Origin of the sequence: Streptomyces novaecaesareae (genome assembly GCF_000716875.1) — a bacterium.
GTDB classification, from domain to species: Bacteria; Actinomycetota; Actinomycetes; order Streptomycetales; family Streptomycetaceae; genus Kitasatospora; species Kitasatospora novaecaesareae.
Map to the genome: position 1 here is coordinate 21,472 of NZ_JNWQ01000019.1, position 16,393 is coordinate 37,864.

Annotated in this window: 14 protein-coding genes; 10 read left to right on the forward strand and 4 right to left on the reverse strand. The window is 74.1% G+C overall.

Going from position 1 to position 16,393, the window contains the following annotated elements; genetic code table 11:
* Nucleotides 1-23: 23 nt before the first annotated feature.
* Together OP86_RS09440 and OP86_RS09445 are read left to right on the forward strand one after the other, a co-directional pair.
* Nucleotides 24-632 (forward strand): SigE family RNA polymerase sigma factor, encoded by a 609-nt coding sequence (locus OP86_RS09440; protein ID WP_078588354.1) that lies wholly within the window; start codon nucleotides 24-26, stop codon nucleotides 630-632.
* The gene (locus OP86_RS09445; RefSeq protein WP_030254672.1) at nucleotides 629-1,564 is read left to right on the forward strand and encodes a hypothetical protein; all 936 of its coding nucleotides are present in this window, start codon (nucleotides 629-631) and stop codon (nucleotides 1,562-1,564) included. The genes OP86_RS09440 and OP86_RS09445 overlap by 4 nt, the downstream gene beginning before the upstream one ends.
* 135 nt (nucleotides 1,565-1,699) lie before the next feature.
* Here OP86_RS09445 and OP86_RS09450 read toward each other — a convergent pair whose 3' ends face one another.
* Nucleotides 1,700-2,935 (reverse strand): glycosyltransferase, encoded by a 1,236-nt coding sequence (locus OP86_RS09450; protein ID WP_030254674.1) that lies wholly within the window; start codon nucleotides 2,933-2,935, stop codon nucleotides 1,700-1,702.
* 205 nt (nucleotides 2,936-3,140) lie between these two features.
* Here OP86_RS09450 and OP86_RS09455 point away from each other — a divergent pair, with 205 nt between their 5' ends.
* The 3 genes from OP86_RS09455 (at nucleotide 3,141) to OP86_RS32855 (ending at nucleotide 6,052) form a co-directional block, all read left to right on the forward strand.
* A complete protein-coding gene (locus tag OP86_RS09455) occupies nucleotides 3,141-3,944 on the forward strand; it encodes a nucleotidyltransferase domain-containing protein (RefSeq protein WP_030057235.1) in 804 nt (267 codons plus the stop codon).
* Nucleotides 3,945-4,112: 168 nt separating this feature from the next.
* A complete protein-coding gene (locus OP86_RS09460) occupies nucleotides 4,113-4,949 on the forward strand; it encodes a hypothetical protein (RefSeq protein ID WP_030057234.1) in 837 nt (278 codons plus the stop codon).
* Nucleotides 4,950-5,143: 194 nt separating this feature from the next.
* Complete coding sequence (locus tag OP86_RS32855) at nucleotides 5,144-6,052, forward strand: hypothetical protein (protein WP_037777844.1); 909 nt, start codon at nucleotides 5,144-5,146, stop codon at nucleotides 6,050-6,052.
* A gap of 30 nt (nucleotides 6,053-6,082) precedes the next feature.
* Here OP86_RS32855 and OP86_RS09470 read toward each other — a convergent pair whose 3' ends face one another.
* From OP86_RS09470 to OP86_RS09480, 3 genes are all read right to left on the reverse strand, one after another.
* On the reverse strand, nucleotides 6,083-7,921 hold the full coding sequence (locus tag OP86_RS09470) for a serine/threonine-protein kinase (protein WP_051829893.1): 1,839 nt from the start codon (nucleotides 7,919-7,921) through the stop codon (nucleotides 6,083-6,085).
* Nucleotides 7,922-8,051: 130 nt separating this feature from the next.
* Entirely contained in the window at nucleotides 8,052-8,558 is a 507-nt protein-coding gene (locus OP86_RS09475; RefSeq protein ID WP_030057231.1) for a YbaK/EbsC family protein, read from the reverse strand.
* Nucleotides 8,559-8,772: 214 nt separating this feature from the next.
* A complete protein-coding gene (locus OP86_RS09480) occupies nucleotides 8,773-10,554 on the reverse strand; it encodes a 2-isopropylmalate synthase (protein WP_051829894.1) in 1,782 nt (593 codons plus the stop codon).
* Nucleotides 10,555-10,734: 180 nt separating this feature from the next.
* Between OP86_RS09480 and OP86_RS09485 the strand changes: the two genes are divergently transcribed.
* The 5 genes from OP86_RS09485 (at nucleotide 10,735) to OP86_RS09505 (ending at nucleotide 16,349) form a co-directional block, all read left to right on the forward strand.
* The gene (locus OP86_RS09485; protein WP_030057229.1) at nucleotides 10,735-11,418 is read left to right on the forward strand and encodes a FadR/GntR family transcriptional regulator; all 684 of its coding nucleotides are present in this window, start codon (nucleotides 10,735-10,737) and stop codon (nucleotides 11,416-11,418) included.
* A gap of 380 nt (nucleotides 11,419-11,798) precedes the next feature.
* Nucleotides 11,799-14,840, forward strand: coding sequence for a sensor histidine kinase (locus OP86_RS09490; RefSeq protein ID WP_063832333.1), 3,042 nt, complete (start codon nucleotides 11,799-11,801; stop codon nucleotides 14,838-14,840).
* Nucleotides 14,840-15,295 (forward strand): roadblock/LC7 domain-containing protein, encoded by a 456-nt coding sequence (locus OP86_RS09495; RefSeq protein WP_051829895.1) that lies wholly within the window; start codon nucleotides 14,840-14,842, stop codon nucleotides 15,293-15,295. The genes OP86_RS09490 and OP86_RS09495 overlap by 1 nt, the downstream gene beginning before the upstream one ends.
* 5 nt (nucleotides 15,296-15,300) lie before the next feature.
* Entirely contained in the window at nucleotides 15,301-15,723 is a 423-nt protein-coding gene (locus tag OP86_RS09500) for a DUF742 domain-containing protein (RefSeq protein ID WP_030057226.1), read from the forward strand.
* A gap of 2 nt (nucleotides 15,724-15,725) precedes the next feature.
* Nucleotides 15,726-16,349: a GTP-binding protein gene (locus tag OP86_RS09505; protein WP_030254688.1), complete on the forward strand. Its 624-nt coding sequence runs from the start codon at nucleotides 15,726-15,728 to the stop codon at nucleotides 16,347-16,349.
* Nucleotides 16,350-16,393: the final 44 nt, after the last annotated feature.

The following is a 16,393-nucleotide window of genomic DNA, read 5'->3' on the forward strand; positions in this document are numbered from 1 at the left end:
TCTGGGTGGGTGAGGAGGTGCTCATGGGAGAAGCGAAGAGCGGGCGGGACGACGAGTTCCAGGCGTTCATCGTCGGGGTCTGGCCGCACCTGGTGCGGACGGCGTACCTGCTGGCCGGCGAGCAGTACGCGGCGGAGGACCTCGTGCAGTCGGCGGCGGAGAAGGCCTGTGCGGCCTGGTCGAAGGTGCGGCGGGCGGACGATCCGTACGCCTACGTGCGGCGGATCCTGGTCAACCAGCACGCCCGCCGTTGGCGGCGCCGCCCGCCGGAGCTGCTGGTGGAGGCAGTGCCGGACGCGGCGGGGTGGGAGGACGGGTTCGCCCGGTCCGACCAGCGCGGGGCCCTGCTGGCCGCGCTGGCCACCCTGCCGCCGCGTCAGCGCGAGGCGGTGGTGCTGCGGCACTGGGAGGACCTGAGCGACAGCCAGACGGCGACGGCCATGGGGTGCTCGGTGGGCGCGGTGCGCAGCCACGCGGCGAAGGGCATCGCGCGGTTGCGGCAGATCACGGAGCTGGTGGCCCTCAAGGACACGGAACACGCCGGCACGGAACGTGTCGGCACGGAACGCGTCGGCACGGAACGCGTCGGCACAGCCCACAGCGGCACGGAACACATCGGAGGAGCGGCATGAACCCGGACGCGGACGGCACGAGCGCGAACAGGAGCGACGACGCGGGCCTGTGGGTCGGTTTCGGTCTGGCCGAGGCGGCGGCCGGCGCGAAGGTGGGCCCGGCGCCGGTGGCGGACATCCTGGCGGGCGGGCGGCGGCTGCGGCACCGCCGCCGGACGGTGGTCGGCGCGGTGGCGCTGGCCTCGGTGGTGGCGCTGACGGGCGGGGCGCTGGCGGAGCTGCGCCCGGCCCCGGCGGCCTCCCACCGGCTCTCCCCCGCCGGCACCGGCGGCGCGGCAGTCGCCCCCGCGGCCGCCCCGACGGCCGGCCCGTCCGCCCCCGCCACCCCCGGTGTGCGCGACCCGTTCACCCCGGTCCGGGTACGGCTGGGGCAGGGCGTCGTCAACGGAAGGACCTGGGAACTCTGGCAGGCGCTCTGGCCGGTGGCGCCGAAGGAGCGGGCGTACGAGCAGGCGCTGGCGGTGTGGCAGGAGCGCGCCCCCTACGACCCGGCCGTCACCAAGCCGACGGAGGACTTCGTCCTGCACTACTACGACCCGGACTCCGATGTCACCAACACCTACTTCACCCTGGACGGCGTGCGGCTCGGCCACGATTCGGAGGGCATCACCCCGTCCCCGGGCAAGCTCGACCCGCGGGCCGCGGACCTGTTCGGCGGCGGCCTGGAGGGCCACCGGGGCAAGGGCGACACCGTGGCCCCGCTGGACGTGGTGCACCTGTCGATCGGCCCCGCCGTCGGCCGGGTGGTGGTGACCTGGGCGGACGGCACGACCACCGAGCCCCAGCCCGTCACCGTCGGGGATTCCCCGACGCGCCACCTGGTGGTCGCCCGTCCGGGGGCGATGCGGGCGAAGTCCTGGCAGTTCTTCGACACCAACGGGAACAAGCTCCCGGACGCGGGCGCCAAGTACCTCACCGAGCCCGCCTCCTGAGCGCGGCCCCGACGGCGGTCGGGTGACTCCCTCGCCGACCCGGCGGGAGTGGGACGTCGGCCCCGCCGACTTCCCACTCCTCTGCCGAGGCCGGGCCGCGCCGAGGCCGAGGCCGAGGCCGCGCCGGGGCAAGCCTCAGCCCGCCGCCACGTCCGCCCCCGCCACCGCCTCCAGCACCAGCTCCGCCGCCACCGCCGCGCCGTCCGTGCGGACCTCGCCCGCGACGGCGGCGGCCCGCTCGGCGGTCTCCGGGGTGAGGGCCTGCCGGAGGGCCGCGGTGAGGGAGTCGACCGTCGGGGTGGGGCCGTCGTGGGCGACGCCGATGCCCAGGTCGGCCACCCGGGACGCCCAGTACGGCTGGTCCACGATCTGCGGCACCAGTACCTGGGGCACCCCGGCCCGGGTGGCCGTCGTGGTGGTGCCCGCGCCGCCGTGGTGGACGACGGCGGCGACCCGGGGGAACAGCGCCTGCTGGTTGACCTCGCCGACGGCGAAGCAGTCGGCCGAGCCGTCGGCCTCGGCCAGTTCGGCCCAGCCGCGCCCGAGTAGCACCCGGCGGCCCTGGGCGCGGACCGCCTCGACGGCGACCCGGGCGGCGCCGGCCGCGTCGCCCAGCGGCATGCTGCCGAAGCCGACGTAGACCGGTGCCTCACCGGCCGTCAGGAAGGCTTCCAGGTCAGCCGGCAGCGGACGCTCGTCCGGCAGGATCCACGCGCCGGTCTGCACCACCTCGCGGTCGGTGGGCCGCCGCCACGGGTCGAGCGTCGGGTCGGTCGCCAGCCACGGACGGTCGGTGAGGACGTGGTCGCGGACGTTGTCGACCGCCGGAAGCCCGACCGCCGTGCGGTGGGTGTTGACCGGCTCGCCGAACAGCGCGTTCATGGTGCCGATGTTGAGCTCCCACAGCTCCCGGTTGTCGGTCACCCCCGCCGGGTACGGCTGCCACGGGTACTCGAACGGCGGGTGGTGCGGGGACGGCAGTACGGTCGGCTGCAGGGCGACGTACGCGAAGCGGGCGCCCAGCCTCTCTGCTGCCGCCTGCGCACCGGCCACGGCCGGGAACAGCCCGGTCGCCGCCACCACGCCGTCCGGCTCGGCCACCGCGAGCACCCCCTCGTAGAACTGCTCGACCAGTGCGGCCGCCCGCCGGGGGAAGTCCGACGGCCCCTTGCGCGGGCCGGTCACCAGCCCGCGCACCGACTGCCCGACCGGCACCGTCTCCACCCCGACCTCGGCCAGCCGCGCCGCGAACTCCTCGTCCGGCGGCGCGCAGACCTTCACCTCCGCGCCCGACTCCCGCAGCCGCAACGCCAGTGCGGCCAGCGGTTCGACGTCCCCGCGCGACCCATACGTCGACAACACCACTCGCACGTCGTGATTCTCCCGTTTCCCCAGGTACCGTCCTTGAGTCGGTGATTCTGCGGCATCACCGGGGCCTTGCCGCAAGGCCCCCCGTGCGCTATAAGTTGAGAGTGGCGGGGAGTGCGGACACCTCCCCAACTCCCCTCCCCACCCCCCTTCTCGGCCCACCCCTCCTCCCCCTCCCTCCCCGCTTCCGCTCTGCCAGACTCTCGGCATGCGAGCGATCATCGAGGACATGGCCGGGCAACTGGCAAGGGTGCCGGGCGTGGTGGGCGTGATGCTCGGGGGCAGCCGGGCGCGCGGCGAGCACCGGCCCGGCTCGGACTGGGACCTCGGCGTCTACTACCGGGGAGCCCTCGACCTCGGCGCACTACGGGAGTTGGCCGGTCCGGGGGTCGAGGTGGCCGGGCCGGGCGACTGGGGGCCGTGGGTGAACGGCGGCGCGTGGCTGCGGATCGACGGCGTCGCGGTGGACTGGATCCTACGGGATCTGGACCGGGTCGAGCGGGTGTGGGCGGACTGCCGTGCGGGCCGGTACGAGGTGGGCGTGCAGCCGGGGCATCCGCTCGGCTTCTGGTCGCCCTGCTACCCGGGCGAGGTCGCCCTCGGACGGCTACTGGCCGATCCCACCGGGGAGTTGACGGAGCTGAAGCGGCAGACCGCGCAGTACCCCGAACCGCTCCGCGAGGCCCTGACGGCGGCTGCCTGGGAGGCCGGCTTCCTGCTCGACGTCGCCGCGAAGGGCGCCGCCCGGGCGGACACCCTCCACGTCTCGCTCTGCCTGTCCCGAGCCGTCGGCGTCCTGGTGCAGGCGCTGTACGCCCACGACCGCCGCTGGTGCCTCAACGAGAAGGGCGCACTCGCCGTCGCCGAGCAACTGCCGGGCGCACCGGCCGACTTCGGCCCACGCGTACGCACCCTGCTGGCCGCCCCGGGCGGGACGGCCGCGGCGCTGGCCGAGACCGTCGACCTGGCCCGGGACCTGGCCCGGGAGACCGTCGCCGCACTCGGGCACTGAGCCGGGGCCCAGGCGGAGCCGGCCGTCGGGCGGTAGCCACGCGCGGCTACCGCCCGACGGCCCGCAGGCGCTAGCGTCATCCCGACCACGTCGGCTCACCCGTACGGTCGGTGGCCGCCGGCTCGACGTACCCCGTTTCCCGTTCTCCACCGAGCTCCGAGGAAATCCATGGTCGACACCGTCAGCTCGCTCGCTTCCCGGGTCCACGACCTGCTGGTGGCGCACCTGTCCAGTCCGGCCGCGGCGGCCATCCCGGGACAGGGCGCCCTCGCCACCTTCGCCCGTGCCCTCATGGGCACCCCGCAGGGCGTCGACCTCACCGCGGGCTTCCACGACGTCATCGGGCGGGCCCTGGCACTCGGCCCCGACGCCGGCTGGCTGGTCGCCGCCGGGCACGGCGGCCTCGCCGGCCTGGCCTTCAAGCGGAGCCAGATCGACCAGGCGTTCTTCCACCTCGACGCCGCGGTGACGGCCGGCTACAACGACTGCGTGGGGCTGCACTCGCCGGCCCTGCGGCCGTTCCACGACGACCCCCGACTCCGCGCGGCGTACCAGCGGATGCGGATCACCCTGGCGGACCTGGACGAACTCCAGTGGCTGCACCGGGAGGTGCTGATCATGTCCCGGGACGCCACGCGGGCGAGCATCGACAACATCAACCGCCACGACACCGGGGTGTCGCTGCTCCCCCAGGCCCCCATGCCGACCCGGGTCCCGAACACCCCGGGCATCCTGATCGCCCGCGTCGAACTCGCCGCGGCGCAGACCGCACTCCAGCGGGCCGCCATGAAGTCGGACATGAGCCGCAGCTCCGGCAATGTCAGCCTCAGCCTCGTCGACGACTCGTGGGACTACGCCGCTGCCCGCCGCGACGCCTGGCGCGCCGACGAGCTGGAGTCCCATCGCCACCAGGCCTCCGCAGCCCGGGCGTTCGTCGAACGACCGGGCGTCTCCACCCTGCTCATCCCCTGCCCGCCGCTGGGCTCGATCGTCTACCCGGCCTGATCCCGGCTCGTCGACCCCCTGGCGCGGAGCAAGCCGGCCGCGCGCTCCGAGGCGGCTTGTGCTACAGATCGGCAACAGGCTCAGCGAAGTCCAGGCAGGCGCGGCGGCGCATCGGCATCGTTCACAACGACAGCGCGAACCGTCCGCAGCGGCAACACAATCCGCCCACTCGCCACTCGCCCTGGAGTTCTCCGATGAACGAGCAGCCTGGCGCCCCCTCCGACCCGCCCGGGCAGGTTCCCCCGCCCACCTCTCCTCCCCCTCCCCCACCGGGCTACCCGCCGGCGCCGCCCGGGTTCGGTCCGCCACCCGGGTTCGGTCCACCGCCCGCCTACGGTCCGCCGGCCGCCGCCCGGCCGTCGCGCACCGGCCTGTGGGTGGCCCTCGGCCTGGTCGGCGCGCTGGCAGTGGGTGGCGGCGTCTACGCGCTGACCGGCTCGGACTCCGGCGGCCCCGCATCCGGCGGCAACAGCGGCGGATCGGCGGCCAACGCCGCACCAGCAGAGGGGAGTTCGACCGGCGGGAGCAGCGGCGGCGGGAACGGTGGCGGGAACGGGAGCGCCGGGAACGGCGGCGGCAGTGCGGCCCGACCGTTGCAGAGCGTCCAGCTGCCACCCTCCTTCCTGGGCCTGAGCAGGAACAACGGCTTTCCCGGCCTGTCGGCGATCAAACAAGCGGCGAAGGCCGACGACCCGTCCGCGGTCGTCGACGCCTCGGTCTACGTGGGCGGCCAGTTCGGGGAGCGGTTCGCCACCGTCATCGGCGGCAGCGTGGACCACCCGTTCAGCGAGGCCGAGCGCCAGAAGACGCTGGCCGGTTTGTGGCGCCCGGACCCGATGAGCGATGTGCGGACCACCTACGGCCCGGTCCAGGACGTCGACCCCGGACCGCTGGGCGGCACCGCGCAGTGCGCGACGGCGTACTCGAAGCGCAGCCAGCCCGACGTCCTCGGGAACTACTGGTTCAGCTCGGTCCAGTGCGTGGCGATCGGCACCAACACGATGATCGAGCTCTCCGAGAGCGAGGGCCTCTCCGGCATGGACGTCGCCAAGACCGCCGAGGACCTGCGCCGGCTCCGGTCGCAGGCCGAGGTCGCGCGCTGACCCCGGCCTGCGGGCCGATGCCCCGAGGGCTCAACTCACCTTGTGCAGCACCAGCGGTGTCGCGTTGCCGCCGGTCACCGAGTAGCGGAGGTTGCCGTCCTGCTGGAGGTCGAGGACCCGCTCGCCGTTGGTGCCGCACTGCATGTTGTTGCTGCTGATCAGCCGTGAGGTGTAGCGGAGTTGGGTCTTGCCGACGACGGTGAGGGTCCAGGCCCCGGAGCAGTAGCCGCCTCCGGAGCCCTCCAACCTGACCTGGGCGGCGAAGGAGTAGCCGATCCAGCTCTCGCCGACCAGCACGGAGAGCTTCCCGTTGCCGTCGCCGCCCGCGTGCTGGGCCTCCCAGGTGCCGAGGAAGGCGGGCGGCACGACGCTCGGCGGCATCGAGCCGTCGGACGGCTCCGGGGAGGGGGAGTCGGAGGGCTCCGGGGAGGGCTCCGGGGAGGGGGAGTCGGAGGGCGACTGTGCTGCGGGCGGGGCCGTCGGTCCGCCGGTGCCGGGCGCGGCCGCCGGGGGTGTCGTACCGACCGCGGGCGCGACCGCGGCGGGCGGGTTGGTCGTCGCCCGGGCGCCGTTCGCCGAGGACGAGCCGTCGCCGTCGCTGTTGCCGTTGCCCAGCTTGGCTATCCCGTAGCCCGCGAGCGCCACCGCCACGGCCCCGGCGACCACCAGCGCCACCGTCCGGGCGCCACGCCCTCGCCGCCCGCTCGGGGCCGTGGGGGCCGTGGCGGCCGCCGGGCCGGTGGGGCCGGTGGGGGCGTACGGCACGGGGTGGACGTACGGCACGGGCTGCGAGTGCGCCGGCCCGGGCGGGACCGGGGCGGTGACGGTCGGCTGGTAGTGCCCGTTCGGAACGGGAGGCGCCACCGGGGCAGCGGTCGGCGGCGCCACCGGCGCAGGGGTCGGCGGCGTGACCGGGGCGGGCGGCGCCACCGGAGGAGCCGCGGCGGCGGGCGCGTCCGGCACGTCCGACTCCAGGTCGAGTAGCCGGACCGCCGCCCGGCCGACCGCCGCGGACAGTTCCGCGGACAGCCAGCTGCTGCGCCCGAGCCGCGCGCCGGCCGTGCCGTCCGGGTCGAGTTGCGAGCGCAGTTGCTGCGGGGTGGGCCGGGCGGCCGGGTCCTTCGCCAGGCAGCGGAGGATGACGGAGCGCAGCGACTGGTCGAGCGCCACCAGGTCGGGTTGCTCGTGCAGCACCCGGTAGAGCAGGACGGCGCTGCCGACGGCCTCACCGAACGGCTGACGCCCGGTGGCGGCCAGTGCGAGGACGGCGCCGAGCGAGAACACGTCGCCGGCGGGCCCGGCCGGGCGGCCCTGGGCCTGCTCGGGGGACATGTAGCCGGGCGAGCCGATCACGTGGCCGGTCTGGGTGAGGCCGGTGGTGGCGTCCAGGGCGCGGGCGATGCCGAAGTCGATCAGCCGGGGGCCGTCGAGGGTGAGCAGCACGTTCGACGGTTTGACGTCGCGGTGGACCAGGCCAAGTCCGTGGACGTGGGCGAGCGCTTCGGCGAGGCCGACGCCGAGCAGGCGGACGGTGGGTTCGGGGAGCGGGCCGTGTTCGTGGACGGCGGCCGAGAGGGAGGGGCCGGCCACGTAGCCGGTGGCGACCCAGGGTTGGGGGCTCTCGGTGTCGGCGTCCAGGACCGGCGCGGTCCATGTGCCGCCGACTCGCCGGGCGGCGGCGACCTCCTGGCGGAACCTGGCCCGGAACTGCTCGTCCCGGGCCAGCTCGGGGCGGACGGTCTTCACGGCCACGGTCCGCCCGCCGGGGGTCCGGCCCAGGTAGACCTGCCCCATTCCGCCCGCCCCGAGCTGCCGCAGCAGCCGGTACGCACCCAGGTTTGTCGGGTCGTCAGGACCCAGTGGCTGCATGGCCGCACTCCCTCGGGGATCGGTAGGTCGGAGCAGACGCTACCGGCCCGCGGGGTCCGGTGGGGGCCGTAGAGGATCACGGATCGGAAAGGGTGCCGGGTGGCCCCGACTCCCGCACCCGACGGGGCTGTCAGGGACCTGCCTGGGTGGCTCCGTCCGGCTCGACGGCGCACGGCGTTCCTGCGGTGACTCGCAGCAGTTCCTCGTAGGACATCGGCACGACGGTGTGCGGGTGCCCGGCGGCCGCCCACAGCACCTCGTACTGCTGCAGCGCGGTGTCGACCACCGTGCGCAGCGGCGACGGGTGCCCGGTGGGGGCGACGCCGCCGATGGCCTGGCCGGTCGCTTCGCGGACCTGGGCGGCACTCGCCCGGGTGATCGCCCCCGTGCCCAACTGCCTGGCCAGGTAGGCGGTGTCGACCCGGTGGGCGCCGCTGGTCATCACCAGCAGCGGCTCGCCGTCGCACCGGAACACCAGGCTGTTGGCGATCGCCCCGACCTCGCAGCCGAGGGCGGCCGCAGCCTCGGCCGCCGTGCGGGCGGAGTCGGGCAGGACGACGATCTCACCGGGGACACCGGCTGCCGCCAGCGCCTCGGCGACGGCCATGCTCCGAGTGGGGAGGGAAGAGGAGGTCATCGGCCCATCATGCCTTTGCTCATGAGCCCTGCTCATGCCCTTTCTCCATGAGGTCCGCTCATGGTCTGCCTCATGAAAGCCGCTCATGACCTTGTCCCCATGAGTCCCGCTCATGGTCTGCCCCATGAGGGCCGCTCATGACCTTGTCCCCATGAGTCCCGCTCATGGCCTGCCCCATGAGTTCCGCTCATGACCTTGTCCACATGAGTTCCGCTCATGACCTCGGCCCATGAGACCCGCTCATGCCGCCCGCACGACCGGCAGCGGCCCGACCGGCGGCGCTGAGCACTGCCCGTACGCCTGCCGTGAGCACGGACGCGTCCCGTCCGGCGCCCCACACCACCCGGCCGTCGACCCGCGCCTCCACGTACGCGACCGCGTCCGGCCCGGAGCCCACCGCGTGCTCGCTGAAGGTGAGGATCTCCGCTCCGACGGCGTCGGCCACCGCGTCCAGTGGCCCGGCGCCGGTGCCGCGCCGGCCGTCGACTTCGGCCCAGTCGTCACCCACTCGCCAGGCCCATGAGGAACTCTCATCGAGGTACTCCGCCCGGAACAGCCCGTACAGTTCCTCGCCCGTCACCTCCTTGCCGCTGTCGTCCGCCGCCTCCTGCACGACCCGCGCGAACTCGATCTGCAGCCGCCGGGGCAGCTCCAGTCCTTCCTCGGTCCGCAGCAGGTAGGCGATCCCGCCCTTGCCGGACTGGCTGTTGACCCGGATCACCGCCTCGTAGTCCCGCCCGAGGTCGGCCGGGTCGACCGGCAGGTACGGCACCGACCAGGGCGCTTCACGCTCGGGCAGGCCCAGTGCGGCCGCGGTCTCGGCGTGCCGGGCGAAGCCCTTGCGGATGGCGTCCTGGTGGGTGCCCGAGAAGGCGGTGTGCACCAGGTCCCCGGCGTACGGGTGCCGCTCGTGGACGGGCAGCCGGTTGCAGTGCTCGACGGTGCGCCGGATCCCGTCGATGTCGGACAGGTCGAGCATCGGGTCGACGCCCTGGGTGTGCAGGTTGAGGGCCAGGGTCACCAGGTCGACGTTCCCGGTGCGTTCGCCGTTGCCGAACAGGCAGCCCTCGACCCGCTGCGCGCCGGCCAGCACGGCCAGTTCGGCGCAGGCGACGCCGGTGCCCCGGTCGTTGTGCGGGTGGACGGAGAGGATCACCGAGTCCCGCCGTTCCAGGTGGCGGTCGGTGTACTCGATCTGGTCGGCGTAGACGTTCGGTGTGGCGATCTCGACGGTCGCCGGCAGGTTGTGGACCACCGGGCGGTCCGGGCTCGCGTCCCACAGCCGGGTCAGCCCGTTGCAGACCTCCAGCACGTAGTCGGGCTCGGTCAGGTTGAACACCTCGGGTGAGAACTGGAACCGCAGGCCGTCCCGTCCGTCGCCGAGCCGGGCCATGTGCGTCGCGGCCTCGGTGATCAGCTTGCGCAGCTCCACCCGCTCCTTGCCCAGGACGACCTCCCGCCACAGCGGCGCGGTCGCGGTGTAGAGGTGGACGACGACCCGCGGCAGGCCGGCGACGGCCTCGAAGGTGCGCTCGATGAGGTCGGCCCGGGCGGCGGTGAAGACGACGACGGTGACGTCCTCGGGCACCGCGCCGGGGGTGGTGGCCAGTTGGCGGACGAAGTCGAAGTCGGTCCGGCTGGCGGAGGGGTAGCCGACCTCGATCTCCTTGAACCCCATGGCGAGGAAGAGGTCGAACATCCGCTGCTTGCGCGCCGGGTCCATCGGTTCGGCGAGCGCCTGGTTGCCGTCGCGCAGGTCGACGGGCACCCACAGCGGCGCCCGCTCGATCCGCCGGCCGGGCCAGCGCCGCATCAGGGCGGGGACGTGGACCCGCTCGTGGGCGGGGCGGTAGCGGTGGGAGGGCATGGCACCGCCGCGCTGCGGGTTCCAGGCGGGGGCCCCGGCCGGGACGGGCCCGGCGGGGGCGTGCAGGTCGGCGCGCAGATCGGCGTGCAGATCGGGGTGCAGGGTGGGGAAGGGTGCGGGGGATCGCATGAGAGTTCCTCATCGGCTGTACCGGTGACCGGCAGGACGGCGCCCCGCAGCGGGGTGCCGGTCCGGTCACGCCCCGCTGCGGCCACCAAGAAGAAGGCCCCCCACGGGGAGGATCCACGGCTGCATGCCGGGTAGAGTAACCATGACCGAAGTCCTCAGACAACCTGACAGGTGAGCCCGATGATCCCGCTGCGCCCCTCCCCCCTCGCCGAACAGGCCGCCGCACGGATCGAGGAGCGGATCCGGGGCGGCCAGTGGCCGGTGGGCGGGAAGCTGCCGGGCGAGGTGGCGCTGGCCAAGGAACTGGGCGTCGGCCGCTCGACCGTTCGCGAGGCGCTGCGCACGCTCGCCGCGGCCGGGATGGTGCGCAGCCGCCAGGGCTCCGGGGTGTTCGTCACCGCCGACCGCCGCGCCGAGGACTGGCCCGCCCGGCTGCGCCGCGCCGAGCTGGCGCACGTCTACGAGGTGCGGACGATGGTCGAGGTGCAGGCCGCCCGGCTCGCCGCCACCCGCCGCACGGAGGCGGACCTGGCCGCGCTGGACGCCGCCCTCGCGGCCCGCCACGCGGCGGGCCGCGCCGACGACACCGCCTTCGTCGACGCCGACATCGCCCTGCACACCGCCCTGGTGGCCGCCGCCCACAACCCCGTCCTGGACGACCTCTTCGCCCAGTTCGCCCCGGTGCTGCGGGAGCAGCTGGTCCTCCTGGTGGGCCTGTTCGGCATCCGCGCCGAGGATCCCAACCAGGGCTACGCCTCGCACGCCGACCTCGTGCGCGCCGTGCACGACGGTGACCCGGAGGCTGCCGGCCGGGTCCTGACCGCCGAGCTGGAGGCCACCCGCTCCCGCCTCCTGTCCGACTGACCGACCAACCGACTGACCGACCGACCGACCGGCCGACCGACTGACCAACCGACCGGCCGACCGACTGGCCGACCGACGCCGGGCGAATGACCGACGCCGGGGCGAATGAACGCGGAGCGGCACCGAGCCCGTTGGGTCCGGTGGAGCGACTGACCGGTCGACCTCCGATACGACGTCACACAGTTTTCACACGGAGGCCATCCGGCGGCCGCGCGGCGCGTTGACACTGTGTCGAGCGAGTCCGGAACCGCCTGCTCCGCATACGAACGCCCAATGGCTGAATGACATTGTGTCCAATGCGTGTGCAAGCGCCACCCGGGCAGCGAACGGGCTTTCACTGCAATCACACGGTATGACTAGTATCGCTTCGTCAAAAGCCCGTGCCCGGACGGCCCGCCCCTCACCGGCCGGCCGCCATCCCCAAGGAGACTGCTCTGCGCGCGCGTGCGAATCGGCGGCCCCCGACGCCGAAGGGCCCTCGCAGGCGGTCACGCCTGTCCCTGCGGACGGCGCTGCTCGTCCTGGCCGTCGTCCCCAGCATCGCCCTCGTCGTCCTCTGGGCGGTCACCAGCGGCGAGACCGTCTTCGACTTCCAGCAGCAGGCGGCCCAGGGCCTGCTGGCCCAGAAGGCCGGCCAGCCGTCGAACATCGTCTACTACAACCTCCAGGAGGAGCGCCGGCTCAGCGCCGAAGCGCTCGCCCGGCCCGGCGCCAACACCGACCAGCTGCGCCGCCAACGGCAGGCGACCGACGACGCGGTGCGCCAGTTCCAGACATTGTCCGGCGAGACCGCCGACAACGCGCCCGACGAGGTGCGCACCTCGGTCGCCGAGGCCCGTCAGGCCATGGGAAAGCTCGCCGAGCAGCGCGCCGCCGTGGACCGCGGATCGGCCGACCAGCAGACCGTCTTCACCTACTACACCGACCTGATCGCGGTGGACCTGCGGCTGTTCACCGCGCTCAGCCACGGGGGCACCGGCGAGGTCACCTGGATCTCCAAGACCCTGGTGAACGCCTTCTGGGCGAAGGAGATGCTGGCCCGCGAGGACGCCGTCCTGGCCCGCGGCTGGCCCACCGGCCGCCTGAGCACCGCCGACTACCAAGCCGTCCAGCAGGCCATCGGCGCACAGGACCACCTGCTCACCGTCCAGGTCGTCCCGTACGTCCCGGACGGCGAGGCCGCCGCCTGGCACGACCTGATGAACAGCCCGGCCTGGCAGGCCAAGGCCGCCGTCGAACAGCAACTGACCAAGCCCACCGCCGCCGAGGCCAACGGCACCGTCAGGCTCCCCGCCTCCCAGGATCAGTGGCGCCAGGCCCTTGACCAGCTCAACCCGCAGCTGGTCAAGGCGATCGAGACCCGCACCAGCGGCGTCGTCGAGGTCGGCAAGGGCACCATCATGAGCCTGCTGACCCGGGTCGTGCTGACCACCGTCATCGGCCTGATCACGGTCATCGCGGTGGTCGTCGCCTCCTGGCGGCTCAGCCGCTCGATGCGCCGCCGCATCAAGGAACTGCACACCCAGGCCGAGGAGATGCAGCGCACCCTGCCCGAGGTGGTCGAGCGCCTCGGGCGCGGCGAGCAGGTGGACGTCGAGGCCGAGACCCGCACCATCACCGCCGGCCCGAACGGCACCGACAGCGGCAACAGCACCGACAACAGCACCGGCACCGGCAGCGGCACCGACGAGCTGGCCCGGCTCGGCCAGGCGCTCAACCTGGCCCGCGCCTCCGCCCTCAAGGCCGCCGTCGGCCAGGCCGAGCAGCACCGCGGCTTCGAACGCCTGCTGCAACGCATCGCCCGCCGCACCCAGCTGCTGATCGGCCGCCAGCTGCGCAAGCTGGACGAGTTGGAGCGCAAGCACGAGGACCCGGAGGTCCTGGAGGGCCTGTTCGACCTCGACCACCTCACCGCCCGGCTGCGCCGCTACGAGGAGAACCTGGTCATCATGGCCGGCGGCCAGCCGCAGCGGCGCTGGCGCAAGCCCGTCCCGCTGCTGGACGTGCTGCGGTCCGCGCAGGGCGAGGTGCAGGACTACCGCCGGATCATGCTCGACGTCGAGGGCCACCCGTGGCTGTCCGAGCGGGCCGTCGGCCCGGTCGCGCACGTGATCGCCGAGCTGATGGAGAACGCCACCACCTTCTCCAAGCCGCCCACGCCGGTCGATGTCCGGGCCGCCATGGTCGGCCGCGGGCTCGCGATCGAGATCGAGGACCGCGGCCTGGGCATGGACCCGGAACAGTACGACGCGGCCAACGAGCTGATGAGCCGCCCGCCGCGCACCGACGTGCTGGCCCGGGCCGACGACATCCGCCTCGGCTTCCACGTGGTCGCCCGCCTCGCCTCGCTGCACGGGCTGAAGATCGAGTTCCGCCCGTCCGCCTTCGGCGGCACCAGGGTGGTCGTGCTCGTCCCGGACGAGCTGGTCATCGAGGGCGACACCGGGCTGCCGGACGGTGGCCCCGGCGCGGCCGCCGAGCCGATCCCGCTGGTGCGCCGCTCGCGCCGGGCGCTGCGCTCGGCCTCCGACGACGTGCCCGCCCAGGCACCGGCCGGGCCGCCGGTCGCGCCGGTGGAGTCCTTCGGGCAGGGCGACTTCGTGGCGCAGGCCGCGCCACTGCCGCTGCCGGCGCCTGCTCCTGCTCCTGCTCCTGCTCCTGCGCCGATGCCAATGCCCATGCCGGCGGAGGCCCCGGTCCAGGAGGCCCTGCTCCAGGAGGCGCCCTACTTGCCGGCGCCCGCCGAGCCGCTGCCCGTCCAGCCGCTGCCGCCGACACCACCCGCCCAGGAGCCGTTCCACCCCGAGCAGCCCGTCCCCACCGGGCAACCCCTGCACACCGGGCAGCCCCTCCAGCCCGAGCAGCCGATCGAGCACAGCTCCCCGGCCGACCCGGCGCCCGCGCACGACACCCCGGCCTACCCGGACATCGCCTACGCGCGGGTCACCGAGGCCGAGGCCCCGTACGCCGACGAGCAGTACCGCCCGGCCGACCACTACCGGCTGGCCGAGCGGCGCGGCAGCCGGGAGTACCCGACCTCGGTCCCGTACAGCCCGACCGAGGGCGGGCAGCCGCCGCTTCCGCAGCGCGTGCGGCAGGCCAGCCTGGCCGCCGAGCTGCGGGTGCCGCCGACCGCCCCGCAGTGGGTGGAGCGTCCCGCCGAGGCGTCCCAGGCCGCGCCGCCCGCGGGCCCGTTCCAGCGTCCCGACCGCCCGGTGCGGCGCTCGGGCGCCACGATCGGCGCCTTCCAGCGCCAGTCCCGGGCCGCCCGGGCCCAGGACAGCGGCGAGCACCGGCTGCCCCAGGCCCTGACCCGACCGGATTCCCCCACCCCCGACGGTCCCCCGACTCCCGCACCCGGCCCCTCCCCCTGGGCCCTGCCTGCCGCGGACCCCCGAACCACACGAACGGATGACCAGTGATGAACCGCACGATCGCCACCCACCAGGACCTGGACTGGCTGCTGGACGGACTCGTCGACTCGGTGCCCGGGACCAGGAACGCCGTCCTGCTCTCCGACGACGGGCTCGTGGTCAGCCACTCCCGCACCATCGAGCGGGCCGACGCCGAGCGCCTGGCCGCCGTCGCCACCGGCCAGCAGAGCCTGGCGCGCGGGGTCGGGCAGCTCTTCGACGGCGGGCCGGTGCACCAGGTGATCGTCGAGCTGGCCGAGTGCTGGCTGTTCGTCATCGCCGCCGCCCAGGGCACCCACCTGGCCGTGGTCGCCTCCCAGGAGGTGGACGCCGAGGTGATGTCCGTCGCGATGCACACCCTGGTGCAGCAGGTCGGCCAGAAGCTCACCACCCCGGCCCGCGCCGAGAACGCGCCGACCGCCCCCGCCTCGTTCGACGTCTTCGCCGCCCGGAACCGGGGCTGACCGAGGTGGGCCCGCACTGGAGCGAGCTGGAGGACGCGGACGCGGAGGACGCGACGGGCGTCATGGTCCGCCCGTACACCATCACCCGTGGCCGGACCGCGCCCGAGCGGGACGACCTCACCCTCATCACCGTGCTCACGACGGTCGAGGAGGAGGCCGGGGCGGCCCTGGCGCGGGGCAGCCGCGCCGGTGCCCGCGGCCTGCAGCCCGAGCACCGCCTGATCCTCGAACGCTGCCGTCGCCCGGCGGCCGTCGCCGAGGTGTCGGCCGGCCTGGACCTCCCGGTCTCGGTCACCAAGATCCTGCTGGGCGACCTGGTCGCCCAGGGCCTGCTGCGGGCCCGGGCCCCGCTCTCGGTGGCCCGGGCCGCCGGGGGCGTGGACCTCGGCCTGCTCACGGCCGTACGCGAAGGACTCCGGAGACTCTGAACATGGCAACGCCCCACTCCGCCACCCCCACCCCCACCCACCCCGCGGGCCCGGCAGCTCCGGCCACCGCCCCGGCCGCCGTCAAGATCCTGATCGCGGGCGGTTTCGGCGTCGGCAAGACCACCTTGGTCGGCTCGGTCAGCGAGGTGACCCCGCTGCGCACCGAGGAGTACCTGACCCGGGCCAGCATCGGCGTCGACGACCTGTCCGGCGTCGACCAGAAGGACACCACCACCGTCGCCCTCGACTTCGGCCGGATCACCGTCAGCCCGGAGCTGGTCGTCTACCTGTTCGGCACGCCCGGGCAGGAACGTTTCTGGTTCATGTGGAACGACCTGGTCAACGGCGCCTTCGGCGGCATCGTCATCGCCGACACCCGCCGACTGGACACCAGCTTCGCCTCGATCGACTTCTTCGAGAGCCGGGGCATCCCCTTCGTGGTGGCGATCAACTGCTTCCACAACACCAACACCCGCACCCCCGACGAGATCCGGACCGCGCTCGACCTCGACCCGCAGGTCCCGATGCTGCTCGGCGACGTGCGCGAACGCGCCTTCGGCCGGGACCTGCTGCTCGCCCTGGTCGACCACCTGATGGACCTCGCCGCCGTCGCCCCCGTCGGCTGAATCCGGTCTCCCGAGCAGACCCGTCCCCCAGCCGAACCGCACTT